Source organism: Fulvimarina endophytica (assembly GCF_003403015.1).
GTDB classification, from domain to species: domain Bacteria; phylum Pseudomonadota; class Alphaproteobacteria; order Rhizobiales; family Rhizobiaceae; genus Fulvimarina; species Fulvimarina endophytica.
Genome location: NZ_QURL01000008.1, coordinates 168,367 through 184,238, shown reverse-complemented (window position 1 = coordinate 184,238; position 15,872 = coordinate 168,367). Strand labels below are relative to the sequence as shown.

At 63.9% G+C, this 15,872-nt stretch carries 12 protein-coding genes and 4 pseudogenes; 4 read left to right on the top strand and 12 right to left on the bottom strand.

Annotated elements, in window-relative coordinates; translation table 11 throughout:
• Positions 1–192: 192 nt before the first annotated feature.
• Positions 193–1,422, top strand: a pseudogene (locus tag DYI37_RS17435) (IS3 family transposase).
• A gap of 122 nt (positions 1,423–1,544) precedes the next feature.
• Here DYI37_RS17435 and DYI37_RS20355 read toward each other — a convergent pair.
• From DYI37_RS20355 to DYI37_RS17395, 8 genes and pseudogenes are all read right to left on the bottom strand, one after another.
• Positions 1,545–1,778: pseudogene (locus DYI37_RS20355) on the bottom strand (integrase core domain-containing protein); the annotation flags it as partial.
• Between the two features lie 16 nt (positions 1,779–1,794).
• Complete coding sequence (locus tag DYI37_RS17425; protein ID WP_116684549.1) at positions 1,795–3,621, bottom strand: ABC transporter ATP-binding protein; 1,827 nt, start codon at positions 3,619–3,621, stop codon at positions 1,795–1,797.
• Positions 3,618–4,562: an acetamidase/formamidase family protein gene (locus DYI37_RS17420; protein WP_116684548.1), complete on the bottom strand. Its 945-nt coding sequence runs from the start codon at positions 4,560–4,562 to the stop codon at positions 3,618–3,620. The genes DYI37_RS17425 and DYI37_RS17420 overlap by 4 nt, the downstream gene beginning before the upstream one ends.
• The gene (locus tag DYI37_RS17415; RefSeq protein ID WP_116684562.1) at positions 4,552–6,237 is read right to left on the bottom strand and encodes an ABC transporter substrate-binding protein; all 1,686 of its coding nucleotides are present in this window, start codon (positions 6,235–6,237) and stop codon (positions 4,552–4,554) included. Before DYI37_RS17415 ends, DYI37_RS17420 begins: the two co-directional genes overlap by 11 nt.
• A gap of 32 nt (positions 6,238–6,269) precedes the next feature.
• Positions 6,270–7,190, bottom strand: coding sequence for an ABC transporter permease (locus DYI37_RS17410; protein ID WP_116684547.1), 921 nt, complete (start codon positions 7,188–7,190; stop codon positions 6,270–6,272).
• Positions 7,190–8,098 carry an ABC transporter permease gene (locus tag DYI37_RS17405; RefSeq protein ID WP_116684546.1) on the bottom strand — a complete coding sequence of 303 codons (909 nt, stop codon included), beginning with the start codon at positions 8,096–8,098 and terminating at the stop codon, positions 7,190–7,192. The genes DYI37_RS17410 and DYI37_RS17405 overlap by 1 nt, the downstream gene beginning before the upstream one ends.
• On the bottom strand, positions 8,076–8,678 hold the full coding sequence (locus tag DYI37_RS17400; RefSeq protein ID WP_116684545.1) for an ANTAR domain-containing response regulator: 603 nt from the start codon (positions 8,676–8,678) through the stop codon (positions 8,076–8,078). The genes DYI37_RS17405 and DYI37_RS17400 overlap by 23 nt, the downstream gene beginning before the upstream one ends.
• The gene (locus DYI37_RS17395) at positions 8,675–9,781 is read right to left on the bottom strand and encodes a transporter substrate-binding protein (RefSeq protein ID WP_116684544.1); all 1,107 of its coding nucleotides are present in this window, start codon (positions 9,779–9,781) and stop codon (positions 8,675–8,677) included. Before DYI37_RS17395 ends, DYI37_RS17400 begins: the two co-directional genes overlap by 4 nt.
• A gap of 728 nt (positions 9,782–10,509) precedes the next feature.
• Here DYI37_RS17395 and DYI37_RS20595 point away from each other — a divergent pair.
• Positions 10,510–11,291 (top strand): annotated as a pseudogene (locus tag DYI37_RS20595) (IS5 family transposase).
• A gap of 46 nt (positions 11,292–11,337) precedes the next feature.
• On the opposite strand, the gene DYI37_RS17385 reads toward DYI37_RS20595, so the two are convergent.
• Entirely contained in the window at positions 11,338–12,192 is an 855-nt protein-coding gene (locus tag DYI37_RS17385) for a LysR family transcriptional regulator (protein WP_199520201.1), read from the bottom strand.
• 11 nt (positions 12,193–12,203) lie between these two features.
• Here DYI37_RS17385 and DYI37_RS20185 point away from each other — a divergent pair, with 11 nt between their 5' ends.
• A complete protein-coding gene (locus DYI37_RS20185) occupies positions 12,204–12,359 on the top strand; it encodes a hypothetical protein (RefSeq protein WP_199520196.1) in 156 nt (51 codons plus the stop codon).
• A pseudogene (locus DYI37_RS17380) lies at positions 12,352–13,233 on the top strand (oxidoreductase). Before DYI37_RS20185 ends, DYI37_RS17380 begins: the two are co-directional and overlap by 8 nt.
• A gap of 186 nt (positions 13,234–13,419) precedes the next feature.
• On the opposite strand, the gene DYI37_RS17375 reads toward DYI37_RS17380, so the two are convergent.
• The 3 genes from DYI37_RS17375 to DYI37_RS17365 all read right to left on the bottom strand — a co-directional run bounded on the left by DYI37_RS17375 (position 13,420) and on the right by DYI37_RS17365 (position 15,865).
• Positions 13,420–13,689, bottom strand: coding sequence for a hotdog family protein (locus tag DYI37_RS17375; protein ID WP_116684543.1), 270 nt, complete (start codon positions 13,687–13,689; stop codon positions 13,420–13,422).
• Between the two features lie 23 nt (positions 13,690–13,712).
• Positions 13,713–14,981, bottom strand: a complete 1,269-nt coding sequence (locus DYI37_RS17370; RefSeq protein WP_116684542.1) for a benzoate/H(+) symporter BenE family transporter — start codon at positions 14,979–14,981, stop codon at positions 13,713–13,715.
• Between the two features lie 77 nt (positions 14,982–15,058).
• A complete protein-coding gene (locus tag DYI37_RS17365; protein WP_116684541.1) occupies positions 15,059–15,865 on the bottom strand; it encodes an enoyl-CoA hydratase/isomerase family protein in 807 nt (268 codons plus the stop codon).
• Positions 15,866–15,872 lie beyond the last annotated feature (7 nt).

The window sequence follows — 15,872 nt, the reverse complement described above, 5'->3', positions numbered from 1 at the left end:
GCGAGCACGAACTTCTTCGTTCTCAACGACTTTCTCGATGAGATCGGCTTCGTGCATTGGGCGAAGGGGCTGGGCGACGCTTTCCTGTTTCCCGAACTCATGCGCCTTGCCGATCCGAGCAAGAGCGTGGTCTGCCCCCGGCGAAGTGGTCCTCCGTGAAGTATGATTTTCGGGTCATTGGAGGACGAGAGCATGCCGGACAAGAAGCACAAGCCTGAAGAGATCGTCGCGAAGCTGCGGCAGGTGGATGTCCTTGTTTCGCAGGGACGGAGCGTGGCCGAGGCGGTCCGGGCGATCAGCGTCACGCAGTTTACCTATTACCGTTGGCGCAAGGAGTATGGCGGCCTGAAGGGCAGCCAGGTGAAGCGTCTGAAGAATCTCGAGAAAGCGAACGAGCGGCTGCGCAAGGCGGTCTCCGATCTGACGCTCGCGAAGCTGATCCTTAGCGAGGCTGCGTCGGGAAACTTCTAAGCCCTTCCCGGCGTCGGCAATGTGTCGACCATGTCGTCTCGAAGCTCGGCGTGTCGGAGCGCATGGCGTGCCGGGTTCTCGGCCAGCACCGCTCGACGCAGCGCAAGAAGTCAAGCGGTCGGGCTGATGAGGAGGCGCTGACTGCTGACATCATCCGGCTTGCCAGCGAGTACGGCCGGTACGGCTACCGCCGGATCGCTGCTCTGCTGAAGAGCGAAGGCTGGACGGTGAATGTCAAGCGCGTCGAGCGTATCTGGCGGCGGGTTCGCGCAGTCACGCGCCTGTGCGAACGGCATCAAAGTCCCGCAGAAGCAACCGAAGAAAGGTCGGCTCTGGCTGAACGACGGCTCGTGCAACCGTCTGCGACCGGAGTATCCCAACCACGTCTGGTCCTACGACTTCGTGGAGAGCCGGACCCGTCGCCGTCGCCGCGCCACCGGTTCGAGCGGCATAGGCGACGGAAGGAAGTTCCGCATGCTGAATGTCATCGACGAGTTCACCCGCGAAAGCCTGGCGATCCGGATCGACCGGACGCTGAACTCGATCAATGTCATCGATGTTCTGACGGACCTGTTCATTCTGCGCGGTCCGCCCGGACATGTTCGGTCGGACAATGGTCCCGAGTTCATCGCGAAAGCCGTCAGGGAATAGATCGTCGCGGTCGGCGCGAAAACGGCGTTCATCGAGCTCGGGAGTCCATGGGAAAACGGGTATTGCGAGAGCTTCAATTCCAAGCTCCGCGACGAACTGCTGAACGGCGAGATCTTCTACTCGCTCGCCGAGGCAAAAGTCGTGATCGAAAACTGGTGCCGTCATTACAACACGCAACGTCCGCATTCGTCGCTCGGCTACCGACCGCCTGCTCCGCAAGTCGTTCAATGGCCGGCGCCGCCGAACGGACCGGCGTCGCCGGCTACACCAACCATGGCGCAGAGGCCGACCCTGCACTAAGATTCATCCCGGACCACCCGGTAGGGGCAGACCAGTCTCGCTCGTCAATCGCCGTTTCGAAAGGAAGGGCTTGTGACGAAGGAAGGTATTGCTTGTGACGTTGCCACCAGGTTTTTTCCAGCCGATAGTTTGTTTCCGGCGGTTGGGCTGCCCGGGTGAGCGGCGGGCGGCGGCGCGGAGCAGTCGGCTGAGCGCAGCACCAGAACCCGTCGCGGTTTGAGGGTTGCTGCAAACTCGGCCGGAGTGTTCCAGCCGAGCTGCGAGTGTGGACCCGCCGTGTTGTGGTCGGCGCGCCAAAGCGCCAGCGCTGCTCGGGCATGGACGAGAGACGAAAACAGCGTCTCGTTGAGGCCCTCATGCGACGTCGCGGCATCATGCTCTGGACGCGACCAGATGCCCGTCGCCGAGATCGTGGAGCTCCAGCCGGTTCGGCGGGTCGCCGATCATGCGCACGGGGCTCGGGATCTCGCTCGCCGCGCGCTCGAAGGCGCGGCGCCGCGCATGGGGGTCGGGGCGGGGCACGGCTGCGATCAGCCGCTTCGTATAAGGGTGCTGCGGGTCGCCGAAGATCTGGTCCCGCGTTCCCATCTCCACGATCTGTCCGAGATACATGACCGCGATGCGGTCGGACACATTCTCGACCACCGCCATGTCATGGGAAATGAACAGATAGGCGATTCCGAATTCTGCCTGAAGTTCGCGCAGCAGCCCGAGCACACGGGCTTGCACGGAAACGTCGAGCGCGGAGACGCTTTCGTCGGCGATGATCAGCCGCGGGCGCAGCGCCAGGGCCCGCGCGATGCAGATCCGCTGGCGCTGGCCGCCGGAGAATTCGTGCGGATAGCGCGCCATCTGGTCGGCCGAGAGCCCCACCCGATCGAAGAGACCGGCAACGCGCGCCCACCGTTCCTCTCGCCGCGCGGTTCCATGGATTACCATGGGCTCGGCGACGAGGTCGCCGACCGTCATGCGCGGATCGAGCGAGGCGAACGGGTCCTGGAAGATCATCTGCACCTTGCGGCGCTGCGCCTTCCTCTCTTCGCTCGTGCGACCGGCCATGTTGGTGCCTTCGAGGATGATGTCGCCGGAATAGTCGACCAGTCCGGCGAGCGCCTTGGCGGTCGTCGACTTGCCGCAGCCCGATTCGCCCACGAGCGACAGGGTCTCGCCGGCCGCGATCTCGAAGGACACGCCCTCGACGGCGTGGACATTGGCCCGAACGCGCGAAAGGAACCCGCTGCGGATCGGGAAACGGACGCACAGATCATTGATCTGGACGAGCGGCGGCGCCGCGCGACTTTCCAGCGCGCGCGTCTCCATCCGCCCCCGGCCCTCGCCGATGCGGGGAACAGCCGCCAGAAGATCGCGCGTGTAGTCCGCTTGTGGCGCATCGAAGAGCTGCCCCACCTCGCCCGTTTCCACGGCGCGGCCCTCCTTCATCACCACGACCCGGTCGGCCATCTCCGCGACGACGCCCATATCGTGGGTGATGAGGATGACGGCGGTGCCGAGATCGCGTTGAAGATCGCGCAGGAGTTCCAGCACCTCGCCCTGCACGGTCACGTCGAGCGCCGTCGTCGGCTCATCGGCGATCAGCACGTCCGGCTTCAGAGCGATCGCCATCGCGATCATCACGCGCTGGCGCATCCCACCGGACAGCTCGTGGGGATATTGCTTCAGCCGTCCTTCCGCGTCGGGTATGCGAACGGCACGAAGCGCCGCGATCGCCCGCCTTCTCGCCTCGGACCGGCCGATAGCCTCGTGGGCGAGGATCGCCTCGGTCAGTTGCCGCCCGATGGAGAGGACTGGATTGAGCGAGGTCATCGGCTCCTGGAAGATCATGGCGATCCGTCTGCCGCGCACCGCCTTCATCCGGCCTTCGGAAAGGCCGGCGATGTCACGGTCGCCGAGCCGGATCGATCCGCCGCCGATCCGGGCGCCCGGCTTGGGCAGAAGCCCCATGATCGCGAGCGAGGTCATCGACTTGCCCGAGCCGGACTCTCCCGCGATCGCCAGCGTTTCGCCCCGGGAGAGCGAGAAGGACAGATCCTCGACGACGGCGCGGGGCCCGTCCTCGCCACGCACGAGAACGGTGAGGCCCGAAACCACCAGCACCGGATCCTGGCCATGCCGCTGTCCGTTTGCCGAGGCTCGCGGTCCGTTCGCGAGAGCCGGCTCACCGTCCTTCACCTCGCTCATTCGAAGACGCATCTCGGGAAGTAGAAGGAGACGACCCAGTTCGGCATGTCGACGATCTCGGAGATGCGCAGGTCCCCGCAGGTGGAGACCAGCATGTAGGCATCCACCGGGTCCATGGCGTAGCGCGCGGCCAGAAGATCGACCATCTGGGCGACGGCCTCCTTTGCACCGCTCATCAGATCCGGCCCGACGCCCGTCGTCACCTCGTAACCCTTCGCGTCGAGATGGCGTGTCACCGGTCCCGGCGTCGTGAAGCGGGGCATGCGCAGGTTCGCGTCCTTGACGAGGTCCAGCGTCAGCACCGTATTCATCGGGCTTTCGATCGCCGTGCCGCAGACTTCGCCATCACCCTGCGCCGCATGGGTATCGCCGACGGAAAAGAGGGCGCCGGCGACCTCCACCGGCAGATAGAGCACCGTTCCGGCGGCAAGATCGCGAATGTCGAGATTGCCGCCGACCCGGCGCGGCGGCACGATCGAATGAAGACCGGGCTCGGCGAGCGCGCAGCCGATCGTCCCGGCGAAGGGCTTCAGCGGCACCCGCCCTTCCTTGCCGAAGAGCGCAGGTTCGAGGCTGTCCGGGTCGTAGGACCAGATGGTCAGCGCGGGGTCCTCGAACTGATCGGCGAGAAGACCGAAGCCCGGAATGTTCGCCGTCCAGCCGAAGCCGGACGGTTTGAAGCTCTCGATCGTCACCTTGAGCGCGTCGCCCGGCTGCGCACCCTCGACGAAGATCGGCCCGGTGACCGGGTTGATCTTGCCGAAGTCCATCGTTCTCACGTCCTCGACGGTCGAATCCTTGGTGAACTGACCGCCGGAGGAGTCGAGGCATTCGAACTCGATGGTGGAGCCCGGCGCAACATGCTGCACCGGTTCGAAACCGTTGTTCCAGCCGAAATGATGATGGTGGCTGTGGATGGTATAGTCGCAGTTACTGCACATCGGTCACGTACACATAGTCGTAGTTGATCGGAATGTTGACCGGATCGGTGTAGAGCGCGTCCGCGCCGCCCATCCGTTCGGACTTCATCGTGAAGCGCTGTTCGTTGAAAACCGGAACCCAAGGCGCATCGGCCATGATGTCGGTATAGATCGTCGACCACATCCGGTCGCGCTCGTCCTGCTTCGCCGGATCGGTGATCGAGTCGGCTTCTGCCGCCCGCTTGTCCATGTCCTCGTTGCAGTACCAGGCCCAGTTCCAGCCGCCGGGGATCGCGCCCGCGCAGCCGAGGATCGGTCCGTAGAAGTTCGAGGGATCCGGGAAGTCGGCGATCCAGGCCATGCCGCCGGACCAGATCATGGGCGCCTGATCCTCGGCGCCGCCCGCCGCGATGACGTTCGCCTGGGCGAGCGCCTGGATCGAGACGTCGATGCCGATCTGCTTGAGATCCTGCTGGATCGCCTGTGCGATCCGCGGATTCGGATCGGTGTTCATGACGTAGAGTTCGGTGGAGAAGCCGTCCGGGAAGCCGGCTTCGGCAAGCATCGCCTTTGCCTTCTCCGGATCGTATGCATAGCCCTCGTAGGCGGTGTCGTAGCCAGGCATGGAGGGTGGCAGCGGCTGATTGGCCGGCAATGCCCGGTTGTTGATCATCTGGACGATCCGGTCCTTGTTGATCGCCATGTTGACCGCTTGGCGCACCTCCTTGTCGTCGAAGGGCTCCATCCTCGTGTTCATGGTGATGTAGCCGGTCTGGAGTTGGCCGCCCTCCACGACGCGCGCCTTCTGCGCCGGATCGTTCATGACCTCCTGGAACTTTGCCGGCGGAATGCCGTCGCCCGGAATGTCCACCTCGCCGTTCTGAAGGCGCAGGAGCGCGACGATGGGCTCCTGACCGATCTGAAACGTGATCTCGTCGAGATAGGGAAGGCCGTTGCGCCAATAGGTCTCGTTCCGCGCGAAGGTGAGGCTCTGGCCGATCGTCCAGTCGGCGAGCTTGAAGGCGCCGGTTCCGACCGGATTCTTCCCGAAGTCCGCGCCATACTCCTCGACCGCCTCTTGGGGTACCACCGAGGCGAAGTTGAGTGCCATCACGTGGAGGAACGTCGCATCGGGACGAGAGAGCTTGAACTCGATCGTCTGTGGATCGATCACGGTGACGCCGGAAAGGCTGTCCGCCTCGCCGGAGGCGATCGCGTCATAGCCTTCGATCATGGAGAAGAAGCCGGCGCCCGGCGACTGGGTCTTGGGGTTCGTCACGCGGTCGAGGGAGTATTTGACGTCCGTCGCCGTCATTTCGCGGCCATTGTGGAATGTGACGCCCGGCCGCAGCTTGAAGGTGAAGGTCTTGCCGTCGTCGGAGATCTCGTAGGACTCCGCAAGGCCCGGACGCAGGTTCGTGGTGCCCGGCTCGTAATCCATCAGCCCGTCGAAAAGCGACTTGATCATGGACCAGTTCTGCCAGTCGTAGCCGATGGCGGGATCGAGCGTTGCGACATCGTCCTTGTAAGTGATGACGATCGAGCCACCCTGCTTGGCGTTCGGATCGCGTTGGTGATCGTTCGTCTGGGCCGTACCCTCGCCCGGCACGGCGGCGTCCTGTGCCTGAGCCGGCATGGCGGCGAGCGACAGACCGAGCGCCATGCCGGCGACGGTCGAGGCGAGAAAACCTTTCATGGGCACTGTCCTTTCGATGATGTCTTCGCGGATCATTGAAGCTTGATGCGGGGATCGATGAGTGGCGAAACGAGGTCCGCCAGAAGGTTTCCGAGAACGATGGCGCAGGCCGAGACCAGCGTGACGCCCATGATGATCGGAATGTCGACACGCTGGATCGCCTGCCAGGCGAGCTGACCGATGCCCGGCCAGCCGAATACGCTCTCCACCACCACGATGCCGCTCATGAAGAGGCCGATATCGATGCCGATCATGGCGATGACGGGCAGGATCGCGTTGGGCAGGGCATGCCGGAAGAGTATGGTGGAGCGGGCGAGCCCCTTTGCGCGTGCCGTGCGGATGAAGTCCTGCCGCATAACGTCCACCATCGAGGAGCGCATCATGCGCGAATACCAGCCGGCCCCGAGAATGCCGAGCGTGATCGAGGGAAGGACGAGATGGGCAAAGGTGCCGTAGCCACCGATCGGAAACCAGCCGAGCCGGACCGCGAACAGATAGAGAAGCAGGAGACCGACCACGAACTGCGGCGCCGAGACGCCGATGAAGGAGCCGACCATGAGGGCCTGGTCGGTGGCGGTGCCGCGCTTGAGGGCCGCGAAGAGGCCCATGGTCAGACCGAGGATCAGTTCGCAGACGATCGCGCCCGCCATCAGGAGCAGGCTTGCGGGAAGCCGCGCGGCAATCAGCGAGGAAACCTCGGTCCGTTGCAGGTAGGACCGCCCGAGATCCCCGTGCAGGATGCCGAGGAGGTAGCGGCCGTACTGGACGAGGAAGGGTTGGTCGAGGCCGAGTTCGCGCCGGATGTTCTCGACGGTCTGCGCCGTCGCGCTGCGTCCCGCGATCTGCCGCACGGGGTCGGCGGGCAGCATGTAGAGGAGCGCGAAGGTGATGACCGAGACGCCGAGAAGGATGAGAACGGCCTGAACCAGCCGCCGGGCGATGTAGACGACCATCAGAAGCGCCCCCGCTGGGTCGGGTCGAGAATGTCGCGCAGGGCGTCGCCGACGAGGTTGAAGGCGAGCGCCAGTGCGAGGATCGCGATGCCGGGGAAGAACACCAGCCAGGGCGCCGCCTGGAAATAGGTCTGGTTCTCGAAGATGATGTTGCCCCAGGAAGGCGTGGGCGGCTGCACGCCGACGCCGAGATAGGAAAGCGTCGCTTCGAGCAGTACCGTCGTCGAGATGCCGAGGGTGCCCCAGACGATGATCGTCGGCAGAAGATGCGGCAGGATGTGCCTGAACAGGATGCGGCCCGTGGAGGCCCCCATCGCCCTTTCGGCGTCGATGAACTCCCGGCGGGACAGGGAGCTCGTCTCGGTGAAGACGACGCGCGCCGTCTGCACCCAGTTCACGAGCGCGATCACCAGCGCGACGATCCACAGGCTCGGCGAGAGGACGGCCGCGAGGCAGATCGCGAGAAGCAGGGCCGGAAACGCCATCATGAGATCGGTGAAGCGCATCAGGATCGTGCCGATCCAGCCGCGATAAAAGCCAGCCGTCACGCCCACCAGCGTTCCGATGGCGAGGGCGACGCCGTTGGCGGCGATGCCGATGATGAGTGAGGTTCGGGCCCCGTAAAGAATGCGCGTCAGGAGATCGCGCCCCAGAAGATCGGTTCCGAGCGGGAAGGCCCCGCCCGGCGCCATCGGTTCGCCGAGAAGGGAGAGGCCGTCGAACAATTGCTCGTTCGGGCCGTAGCCGGCGACGTAGGGGGCGAATACCGCGCCTGCGACAGTGACGGCGATGATGAAGAGGCCGACGAGGGCGAGCGGACGGCGCAGAAGCTCGCCGCCAACGCCCCGGCGCTTCGCCATCTTGCGCGCTGACGGCGCGGACGGTTCAGAGGCAGCGGGAACGCTCATCGGCTCCTCCCGTCTTGAGGTCGACGATCCGGCGAGCCGCGTCCTCGATGGTCACGCGCCAACTCATGGCGAGCGTGCGCAACTGGGCGTAGGCCTGCTCCTCGCCGACACCGCCCTCCGAGAGGGCGACGACCGCCCGGACGATGGTCTGGCGCTCGCTCGCCCGCGCCTTGAGGCTTTCCACCTCCCGCGCGAGATTGCGACGGGCATCGAAGCTGCGCCGGGCGATCAGAAGCGCCGAGTAGACACCCGATCCGCCCACCGGCTTGACGAGATGGCTGTCGGCCCCCTGCCCCAGCGCCCATTCGATCCGGCCCGGCGCCTCCGAGCCGATGAGGGCGATCAGCGGCATCGGCGCTTCGCCGGCGCGCCAGGGGAACTGTTCGTCGAAGCCGAGATCGGCGTCGAAGAACACGAAGTCGGCGGCAAGACCCCCGGCCGGAAGCTCGGGCCAGGCCTCGACCGGGACGAGACCGATCGCCGACAGGCTTCGCGACAAGGCAAGTGTGGTCGCGTGCGGGCGGTGCAGAATGAACGCCTTGGCGCCGCCGAGATTGGGAATGCGGGACCGCGCGCTCACGAGACGACCCTCAAGGTCCGGCGGCCCATCAGCCGTGCCGGATCGTAGCGCGACAGATACGGATCGGGCGCGACGAGCCCGTCCTCCGCCTCGATCACCTCGAAGCGACCGTCCTGCGCGCGGGCGATGCGAACCGGCAGGCTGGTGTGATGGGTGTTCGGATCGATCCGGATCGGACCGAGCCGGGTCTTAAAGGTCCGATCCGAGAAGGCCATCGCACCCGCCCCGCCCCGGATCTCGTCGGTCAGCCGGTCGGCGAGAACGCTCACGGCGCTATGGGCCGCGGCATAGAACGATGACGCGGACGGCGACGGCGCCGCGTCGGTGGTCGAGGCAGCGAACCAAGGTCCGACAGAGAGGTGACCGTTCGCGCTCGGCCCGATCTCCGGAAGCTCGATCTCGGTCAGATTGCAGGACAGGATCGGGCAGGTCCGTGGCGAGAAGGCCGGATCGCTTCGACACAGATCGCCATAAGCCCGGAAGAACGCGTAGGAGGAGGGGCCGATCAGATTGTTGAGGATGAAGTTCGGCCGCGTGGCGCGGATCTCCTCGATGAGCCGGGCGACGTCCGTGTCGCCGAGGGGCAGGTAGCGTTCGCCGAGCACCGTGCCGCCCACATCGCCGACCACGTCGCGGGCGACCCGGTTGGTTTCCCAGCCCCAGATATAGTTCGAGCCGACGAAGAAGGCGCGGCTTCCGAAGCGAGGCAGCACGTGGGCGAGAAGCGGCACGAGATGCTGGTTCGGGCATGCATGGAGATAGACCACGTGCTCGCTCGCCTCGAACCCCTCGTAGGGACAGGCATACCAGAGCGTGCCGCCTGCCTTTTCGAGGTTCGGAATCACCTCCTTGCGGCTCCATGACGTGGTGCAGCCGACGATGTGACGGGCCGACGAGGTCGCAAGGATGTCCGCGCAGAGCGATGCATAGCGGTCGGTATTGCCGGCAGGGTCGCGCACGATACCGACGATCTCGATCCTCCGCTCCGGATCGGCGTTGATCGCGGCGATCGCATCCATAGCCCCACGGTAGGAGGCCTCGGCGAGGAGCCGATATGGCCCGGACCGTGAGAAGAGGATGCCGATATCGATTCTGGTCTTCATCTGGAGCGTTCTCAAACAAAAAAGCCCCGATCTTTCGACCGCGGGCGCGGTGGAAAGATCGGGGCTCGAATGCCGTTCGGCGCAAGGGCCGTATGTCGATCTCAGCTTAGCGAACGGCAGATCGCTGTCAATCGATTTTTGAGCACGTAAATCGATCGCCCTAATATTAGGCAGAGCGTAGGGAGTCGGGTCAAATTTCTTCCCAATAGTGAGTATCGCCGAGCTGACAACGAGCGGATGGGTCCCGAGTGCCGGCTTGTCGGACGAGCGCTGCGGTTTCGAGTTTCGTTGCGACTCTCGTGCTTTCCGGACGGCATCACGTCCGGAAATGATTTCTGGGGCACGTGCGAGGTCCGAGAGACACGCGATCTTTAGCGCTTCAAGGATAGCGCTGGGTTCCGTGCATCGCGTCGTGCATCGTGCGGCATAGCCGTTTCGCTAAGCGAGGCGATCGGTACTCTTCTCGCAAGGAGCCGCGCCGGTGGGGATGCTACTTCCCGTTCCATAAGCTGTTCGGCGGTAAATCCAATCACCTCGCGAAGAATGTCTGCGTTGGCGCTCTGTTCGAGCAGCGCGGGAAGATCCACCATGTATTTGGTTATCGGGGAAAGTATTCGGTTCGGTTGCATCAAGCGACTCGACCCTACCGCGGATCCCTAGGCCCTGTTGACATAGTGGATTCCCAAACCGTCTGACGTTTGATTCAAGGCTGCCTTTTGGAGGCGGCTTTGGCGCGAGGCGATCTGACGGACGAGGAATGGGCGGTGATCGGTGAAATGCTGCCCAGTGAACGGGGGCGCAAGTCTCGTCCCGCTTACGACAACCGCCGGTTTCTTAATGGCATGCTGTTCGTCCTGCGAGCTGGCTGCCCCTGGCGCGACATTCACGAACGCTATGGGAAGTGGAACTCGGTCTACGTTCGCTTCCGGCGTTGGGCCGAGCAAGGGGTCTGGGACGCTCTGCTGGAAACTCTGGTGGAGATGGGCCTGACCGACGACTGGCAGCACATGATCGACTCGACGGCAGTCCGGGGCCATTCCCAGGCTGCCGGCGCTAAAGGGGGACCTATCCGCAGGGCTTTGGTCGAAGTCGCGGCGGCTTTACGTCGAAAGTCCACGCCCGAACGGACGGTCAGGGACGCCCTCTCGGCTTCCTCGTGACCGGCGGCGAGGCCTCCGACTACAAGAGCGCCGCCGATCTCCTGGCGATGCCGGTCGGCAAGCCGCGCCTGATGTTGGCCGACAAGGGCTACGACGGCGACGCCTTGCGATCCGAACTGCTGCTGAAAGGCGTTCTGCCGGTCATTCCGGCGAGAGCGAACCGCAAAAACCCAGCCAAGCACGACCGGACGGCCTACCGCGACCGCAACCGGATCGAACGCATGTTCAATCGGCTGAAGCAGGCAAGGCGGATCGCGACCCGCTACGACAAGACCCGCCTCTCGTTCCTCGCCTTCCTCAACATCGCCGCAGCACGGCTATGGTTGAAAGACTATGTCAACAGGACCTAGCCTGCGATAAAATCTCTGGCCGATGCAGCGCCGTCGGGTCAGTCTCTCAGCCTTGGAACGGGTGCAACGTCTTCGATCGTTCCGTCAACAAGTCCACGAACGCTCGAAGTGGCGCAGGCATGAAGCGGCTGGAGAAGTACAGGCGCGGACCGTCGTACCGCGGCCACCAGTCGCGAAGAAGGGGCACAAGCGCCCCGGACGCAAGATGCGGATCGAGCCAGTTGCGGAACGAATAGAGGATTCCCTGACCCGTAAGCGCATGATGCATCAGGGCCTCCACACCAGCCGTGCCGAGAATGATTCGCGCGGGCGGGTCGACGCGGATGGTCTTGTCGCCCTTCTCGAACTCCCAAGCGTTCAGCGCCGCGCCGGCGAAGCGGATGCGCAGGCACGCGTGGTCGAGCAGGTCGCGCGGATGCTCCGGGACGGGATGCCGCGCGAGATATGAGGGGGCAGCGGCAAGACCGCTTTCCTGCTGCCGGGGCCCGATCGGCACGGCGATCATATCCTGTTCGAGGTGTTCCCCGTAGCGGATGCCCGCATCGCAGCCGGCGGCGGTGATATCGACCAGACGGTCCTCGACGACGATCTCCACTTGGACCTCTGGATGGCGGTCCAGGAACCGGTCGATCAGCGGCGGCAGGATGTCCCGCATCACGGCGCCCGGAACGTTGAGCTTCAGGCGACCGCGAACGACGTCCTTCGAGTTGATGACGTCCTGCATGGTTGCAAGGGCCTCGCTGAAAAGCGGCGCCAATCGCGCCGCGAAAGCGGAGCCCGCCTCGGTCGGCACCACGCTGCGCGTCGTTCGCGCCAGAAGGGGGACGCCGATCTGGTTCTCGAGCCGTGATATGGTTTCGCTGACCGTCGAAGGTGAGAGACCAAGGCGCCTTGCAGCGATGCGGAAGCCAGTTGCCTCACGACGGCCAGAAAAACCCGAAGATCGTCGAAGGAAGCGGGGTGTTCATTGATCGGCATGGCGAACAGGCTATTCGCCTGAACGTCGATTATCAAATTTTTCCGAACAGGCAACTTGCGTTCATCAGCAAGGAGACCTGTGATGTCTGATACAGCAACCCAACCGGACGCGGCCGCCGCTGGCCGCTTCACCTTTCCCGGCACGTCGATCTCGGTGAGTCGTATGGGCTATGGCGCTATGCAGTTGGCCGGACTGCACGTATTCGGAGAGCCTCGCGATCCCGAGGAAGCGAAGGCCGTCCTTCAGGAAGCGCGCCAGCTCGGCATTGACCACATCGACACCTGCGACTTCTACGGACCGCACGTCACCAACCGCCTCATCCGCGAAACGCTGCATCCCTACGGTGCCGACCTGACGATCGTCACCAAGATCGGCGCCTATCGCGACGAGACGGGCGGGTGGGTCCTCCAGCGAGATGCCGACTTCCTGCGACGTTCGATCGAAGACAACCTTCGCAATCTCGGTCTGGACCGAATTGCGATCGTCAACCTGCGTATGGGCGGCCCCGAGGACGACGTGGCCGCTCCGATGGAGGCGATGCGCCGGATGCAGGAGGAAGGGCTTCTCGAGCACATCGGCATCAGCACGGTGGACGAACGGCAGCTTGCCACTGCCCGCGAGATCGCGCCGATCGTCTGCATGCAGAACCACTACAACCTCGTCCACCGCGCCGACGATGCGATGATTGACGCGCTGGCCGCGGACGGGATCGCCTATGTCCCCTACTTCCCGCTCGGCGGCTTCACACCGCTCCAGGCCGATCGCCTGACTACGGTCGCGACCTCGATGGGCGAGACATCCCAGGCGGTCGCTTTGGCCTAGCTTCTCCAGCGCAGCCCCAACATCCTCGTCATCCCAGGCACCTCACGCCGTGGCCACCTTCAAGCGAACGTCGCGGCAGCCGTGTTGCAGCTTTCGGCTGATCACGTGCGCGAGCTGGACGGGCTTCTCGACGCAGGTTGAGAACGCAACGGTTCTCGTCGTCGGTGTGAGGTTTTTACCCCTTCGATTCAACTTCGAGGACAAGAATGGCCGCTTCCGGGAAGATCTCGGGGGCGGTCGAACTTCCGGGAAGGGTCGTATTCAGAACGGCGGCTTTCCGCCATTCGCGATCAAAAATGGACCGTCGGGTATCGGCCCGTCCTCATATCACGAGGCATCGCATTTTGAGACCGCCACTTGCCCTTTACTGGCAAAGGGTCCGGCGAAGAAACTGGCGGCAGCCCATACTTCGTAGAGATGCAAAGGTTGCGGATCGAAATCGGTGGCGAAGCTCTTCATCGCCCGGGCCTCAATCCTGAACGATCCGCTCGAAGAGGTCTGACCGACCTGAAGATTCTTGAAGAGGAGAGGGTCGTTGATCACCTGTATCGGCTGCCAAACACCTGCGCCGGGGAATGCGTCCCCGGCGCTCGTCACGCGACATGTCTTTGTGGTCGATGTCAGGCGGGCTTTCCCGTGCTCACAGCTGCCGGTTTGCCAACGGGACGTTGGTTCTCGACGAGAAGAGAGACGACGGCGCCGACGAGGAGAGCCCAGAACGGGGCGCTGATGCCGAGGATCGACACGTTCGCCATCGCAATAATCAGTGCGACGAAGGCGCCGACCTGATAGCCCGAGTCCCTGTTGAAGGCCGCCTGAAAGGCCATGACGAGGACATTGATCATGGCAAGGCCTGCGACGGCGCCGATGAGCGGTCCCGGCAGCATGAGGATAAGCGGCACCAAAGCACCGGCGAAGACACCGAACCCGGCGAACAGCACGCCGTTGACGATCGTCGCGGCATAGCGACCCTCTCGCCGTTCGCCGGCCTGATCCGACGAGCAGATCGCGGTCATCGGCCCGGCAATGTTGGCGTTGTGTCCTCCCAACAAGCCGGCCAGAATACCGCCAATGCCGGAAACCACCGTCATCGCATTGACGGGAGCGTCGTATTTTTCGGCAAGGAGCACGCCTGTCGCCTGTGCGTTCTCCGCGCCGACGACGAGGATGGCGAGGGGTACGGCAATCGCGAGGAAGGCGTCGAACGAGAAGCTCGGTGCTGTGAACTCCGGCAGAACGAAGCTGATGCCGGCCTCGTTGGTTCCGAACGATCCCGTCAGCGCGACGGCGACCAGGCCGACCACGAGCGCTGACAGAACCGGGGGCACCACCTTGAGGAAGCGCATGGACAGGAAGAAGGCGACGACGGCTGCACCAACGACGATCGGCAGTGCCGAGACCGCATTCACGGCACCGATGCCGAAGCGGATCAGCGCGCCGGCAATCATCGCCATGACGATCGGCATCGGTAGCCAGCGCATGACCTTGCCGATCAGTCCCGTCACTCCGAGGATGAGGACGATCACGCCGGCCATGATGAACGCCCCAACGGCCTGATCGAAGGGGAACACCGTGAGCGATCCTGCGACGAGCGCCGCGCCCGGGATCGAGTAGGCGCCCGTGATCGGCATTTTGTAGTAAAGAGCCATCACGAGGCTGATCAGGCCGCCAAAACCGTAGATCGCAAGAAGCCAGGCCACGGTCTGACCATCGGTCAAATTGCCGCCTTCGGCTGCGCCGATGACGATGAGAGCGGGGCCCGAACAGCCGAAGATCGCGGCGACGAGGCCCGCGCTCCCCGTCTTCAGGTTGAAACTGGCCGCGAGATCGCGAAATCCCGCGCCGATCCCGGGACCGGGCTCGATCAGCCCTCGTTTCGTGATTTCCATAATGTCCTCCCCTAAGAAATTTGCGTCGCCGGAAAACCTCACCTGTCCGGACGTCACGCGTTGACGACGTCGACCGTTCAGCGGCCGGTGAAGTTCGCCTTGCGCTTTTCGTGGAAGGCTTCGACGCCCTCCCTGAAGTCTTCCGACTGGCGGAGTCTGCTGTAGTTCAGACCCTCGAGTTCGATCGCCGTCGTCAGGAAGGCGTCGTCCGTGTCGTTGAGCATTTTCTTGGCAGTGCGCTGCGCAAGCGGGGAAAATTCGAGGAGTTCGTCCACCAGAGCGTCGACGGTGCTCTCGAGATCGGAGTCAGCGACGCATTCGGTCGCAATTCCCCAGTCGAGCGCCGTCTTTCCGGCGATGCGCTTGGAGCGCATCACGATATCCTTTGTGCGCGTCACGCCGATGATCTTCTGGAGGCGTGCCGAGCCGCCGGATCCGGGGATCTGGCCGAGCTTCTGCTCGGGCAGGGCGTATCGACAAGTCTCCGAGACGATCCGGAAGTCGCAGGCGAGCGAGATCTCGAATCCGACACCGAACGTATATCCACGGTTGGCGGCGATCACCGGCTTGGAGCATCGCGAAGGGGCAGCGATATTCCAGGCGAGCTTCGAGACGTGCTCGGGGCTCGCTTCCATGAAGCCCTTGATGTTGCCGCCGGACGAGAAGTGCTCGCCCATGCCCGATAGGACGATGATCCGCACGCGCTCGTCTTCGTCGAGGGCTTCGAAAACGAGACGCAATTGATCGCGCGCCGCCATCGAGATGACGTTGAGCGGCGGGCGATCGAGAATGACGTCGGCACGCTGCTTTTCAGACGTGATTTCCACGCGGAAGCCGTCGAGAGTTGAGAGGCGTGGATCGGAGAAGGTGTAGGTCTCGCTCATGAGATGC

Coding starts and splice junctions, on each gene's coding strand:
- DYI37_RS17415 (WP_116684562.1), bottom strand. CDS start 6,237: ATGAAAGGTTTTCTCGCCTCGACCGTCGCCGGCATGGCGCTCGGTCTG.
- DYI37_RS17425 (WP_116684549.1), bottom strand. CDS start 3,621: ATGAGCGAGGTGAAGGACGGTGAGCCGGCTCTCGCGAACGGACCGCGA.
- DYI37_RS17405 (WP_116684546.1), bottom strand. CDS start 8,098: ATGAGCGTTCCCGCTGCCTCTGAACCGTCCGCGCCGTCAGCGCGCAAG.
- DYI37_RS17365 (WP_116684541.1), bottom strand. CDS start 15,865: ATGAGCGAGACCTACACCTTCTCCGATCCACGCCTCTCAACTCTCGAC.
- DYI37_RS17410 (WP_116684547.1), bottom strand. CDS start 7,190: ATGGTCGTCTACATCGCCCGGCGGCTGGTTCAGGCCGTTCTCATCCTT.
- DYI37_RS17395 (WP_116684544.1), bottom strand. CDS start 9,781: ATGAAGACCAGAATCGATATCGGCATCCTCTTCTCACGGTCCGGGCCA.
- DYI37_RS17370 (WP_116684542.1), bottom strand. CDS start 14,981: ATGGAAATCACGAAACGAGGGCTGATCGAGCCCGGTCCCGGGATCGGC.
- DYI37_RS17420 (WP_116684548.1), bottom strand. CDS start 4,562: ATGTGCAGTAACTGCGACTATACCATCCACAGCCACCATCATCATTTC.